Consider the following 3,469-nt stretch of genomic DNA (forward strand, 5'->3'; position numbering starts at 1 on the left):
TCGGAAGCACCCTCCGAAAAGCGTTGAGCACGGTGATCGCTGTTCCGTGCACAATCCCCTGCGGTCCGATATACATGTAAGAACCCGCTGTCATCTGCCCGTATTGGGTAACCCCCAGGGCATTAAAGCGCTCCCAGTCATCGGGTTGGGAATAGTTCGGAATCATCATCCCGTTGGTTACCACTACCCGGGGGGCTTCTCTGGTGGAAGGGAACAGGCCCATCGGGTGGCCTGAATACATATGGAGGGTTTGGGTATCCGAGAGCTCGGAAAGGTATTTCATGGTGAGCAGGTATTGGGCCCAATTCTGAAAGACCGCCCCGTTGCCCCCATAGGTAATGAGTTCATCAGGATGCTGGGCCACCCTGGGATCCAGGTTGTTCTGTATCATCAGCATAATGGCGGCGCCTTCCCGGGTCCGGGCCGGGTAGGCCGAAATCGGGCGGGCGTACATGGCGTAATCGGGTTTAAAACGATACATATAAATTCGGCCATACCTTTTCAGTTCCCCGGCAAATTCCGGGGCGAGGGTCTCGTGCCATGCCCGTGGAAAATACCGAAGTGCATTGCGCAGGGCGAGTTTTTTTTCAACCGCACTGAGGATGTCTTTTCGCACCGGGGCATGGGAGCGCCCGGCATCCGGCATCCGGGCAGGGGGAAGTTCAGGGGGAATGCCTTGTTTGATGTGTTTTTTAAAAGTGTTCGTTTCGGAATCGGTTGTCATCTCTGTCGGTTTGGTTTAGACATCAGTCATTTTAGAGTAGGAATAAACCTGTTTGATGGTCTTCAGAACGCATCGGAATCGATATTTCCACGATAGATCCTGCCATTTTTCACCACTTGAACGGGGCGCAACTGCCCCTGGTGATAGAGTATTTCATTGTAGTGTTCTGTTCGGAAAATGGCGATATCGGCCTTATATCCTGCCACCAGGCGCCCTCGGTCCTGCAGTCCCAAAGCTGCCGCGGCCCGGAAAGTAATTCCGGCCAGTACTTCGGCATTCGAGAGTTTTTCAAATGTACCGAGAAGGGCTGCCTGGGTTAGTAAATCACCCATGGGTGCCGACCCGGGATTGTAATCACTGGCAATGGCCAGACAGGCCCCGGCATCTAACAATGCGCGGGAAGGGGTAAAACCGCATCCCAACCCCAGACTCGCACCTGGCAGGGCGGTGGCGATTACTTCGCTCTTCGCCAGGGCATGGATCTCTGCAGGTCCGCTGGCTTCCAGATGGTCGGCACTCAATGCGCCAGAACGAATAGCTGCAGCACTTCCCCCGGTCGTAAATTGGTCCGCGTGGAGGGTGAGGTCGAATCCCATGGCTTTCCCCTTTTGCAAATACGGCAAAATTTCGTTGGGTGTAAAAGCACTTTGTTCCACAAAAGCGTCCAGGCGGGAGGTGAGCCCTTCCCTGACCAGCACAGGCAGTAGCTCGGCTTCCAGAAGATGCAAATACTCCACGGCACTGCCGGGGAAGTCTTTTGGACAGGTATGTGCAGCCAGGCAGGTGGGGACCAGGTCCATTTCGGTTTTTTCAGATGCGGAACGAATAACCCGCAGCATTTTAAGTTCCTCCGGAACACTGAGCCCGTACCCGCTTTTCACTTCCAGGGTTGTGATTCCCGAGCGTAAAAAACGGCGGATACGTTTTAGGAGAAGGGCTTCGAGTTCCCCTGGGGAGGCCTTACGGGTTTGCTGTACGCTGTCCCAAATACCCCCTCCGGCTTTTGCGATGTCCAAATAAGTGGAGCCGCTGTTTCGAAGGGCGTAGTCCCTCGCCCGGGTGCCGGCAAAACAACTATGGGTATGGGCATCGATAAACCCGGGTACCCCCACACTTTCCTCAGGCAGTTCGATGACCTCAATTTTATCCCTTGTGGCCTCCCGGGCCATCTGTTCAAAAGGCCCGATTTTCACAATTTCAGAACCGCTTACCCGGATTCCTGCCGCCTTCCGCACAACCAGAAGCTCATCGTCCAGGCTCCCTTTCAAGGGTAAGTCTTCCAGGGTGATGAGTTGTGCAAACGGCCCAATGAGCTTTGAATGCGTATGGGGATCTGATGGAGGGCTAGTCATGGGTTAGAAGGTTTCAAAAACGTCGTACAGGGGAGTTCTCAGAGATACTTTTTGTTTCTCGGAAAAGGAATCCAAAAGGCGTATCAGGGCTTTATCGCGAATGAGTTTAATCCCTTCTTCGATGTCGGTGGCAAATACCCTGTCCTCAGTGGCAAAAGAAACACGGGTGCGGACCAACTGGTGTACCTGTTCCAGAAACCACCCGGATTTGAGCGGCTTTCTGAATTCAAAGGCCTGGGCAGCCGTAAGGAGTTCGATGGCCAGTATTTTCTCGACATTTTTAATGACCCGCAGCGCTTTCCGACCACTGATTGATCCCATACTCACATGGTCTTCCTGCCCCATAGAGGTCGGGATGCTGTCGGCACTTGCAGGATGGCAAAGGCTCTTGTTTTCACTGGCCAGTGCCGCTGAGGTGTACTGCAGGATCATATAGCCGGAATTCAGTCCGGTATCTTTCATAAGCAGTTGGGGCAGGTTCGTATTGTTGCCCTCCAGGGCCAGGTATATTCGGCGGTCTGAAATATTTCCAATTTCCGAGGCGGCAATACAGGCGTAATCCAGGGCCATGGCCAGGGGCTGTCCGTGAAAATTTCCCCCGCTGATGGCCAGGTCTGCCCCGAAAATCACAGGGTTGTCCGTAATGGCGTTGAGCTCCACATCGAGTAATTCCTTTAAATGCAGCCAGGCGTTGCGCGAGGCGCCGTGAACCTGTGGGATACACCGAAGGGAATACGGATCCTGCACCCGTTCACAGTCTATGTGGTCTTCGAGAATTTCAGATCCTTTTAAAAGGCGGCGGATCCGCTCCGCGACATGCAGGTTTCCTTTAAAGGGGCGGACCTGATGCAATTTTTTGTGAAAAGGACGGACAGACCCCTGCAGGCCTTCGATCATCATAGCCCCGATAATATCGGCCTGTGACATGGCGGCATGCATTTTTTCCAGCACCACCACGGCGTGGGCTGCTATAAACTGGGTCCCGTTGATCAGCGCCAGCCCTTCCTTGGGCCCGAGCGAAATCCCCGATACCCCGTATTCTTCCAGGACCGCACCTCCAGGAAGTCGCTTGCCTTTATAGTGTACCTCACCCAGGCCAATCAGCGGCAGGAACAGATGGGACAGAGGGGCTAAATCCCCCGAGGCACCAACAGATCCCTGAGACTGAACCCTTGGGGTGATCTCGTTTTCAATATGCCAGAGGATGCGATCCAGGGTGGCTTCCTGTATACCGGAATACCCTTTGGCAAGGGCGTGCAGTTTTAAAATAAGCATGAGCCGGGCAATCTCCGGTTCTATGGACCGACCTACACCCACGCTGTGGCTTTTCAGAATATTGACTTGCAGGGTTTCGGTGTCTTTGGCGGAAATCCGGGTGGTACAAAGCGGGCCA

At 54.0% G+C, this 3,469-nt stretch carries 2 protein-coding genes and 1 pseudogene; all 3 read right to left on the reverse strand.

What is annotated here, in order from left to right:
• Positions 1–724 (reverse strand): annotated as a pseudogene (locus tag WBV75_RS02580) (urocanate hydratase); the annotation flags it as partial.
• A gap of 62 nt (positions 725–786) precedes the next feature.
• Positions 787–2,076 carry an imidazolonepropionase gene (hutI, locus tag WBV75_RS02585; RefSeq protein ID WP_424119096.1) on the reverse strand — a complete coding sequence of 430 codons (1,290 nt, stop codon included), beginning with the start codon at positions 2,074–2,076 and terminating at the stop codon, positions 787–789.
• A gap of 3 nt (positions 2,077–2,079) precedes the next feature.
• A partial coding sequence (gene hutH / locus WBV75_RS02590) for a histidine ammonia-lyase (protein ID WP_424119097.1) occupies positions 2,080–3,469 on the reverse strand: 1,390 nt, incomplete at its 5' end.

This window comes from Robiginitalea sp. (genome assembly GCF_049588695.1).
Taxonomy (GTDB): domain Bacteria; phylum Bacteroidota; class Bacteroidia; order Flavobacteriales; family Flavobacteriaceae; genus Robiginitalea.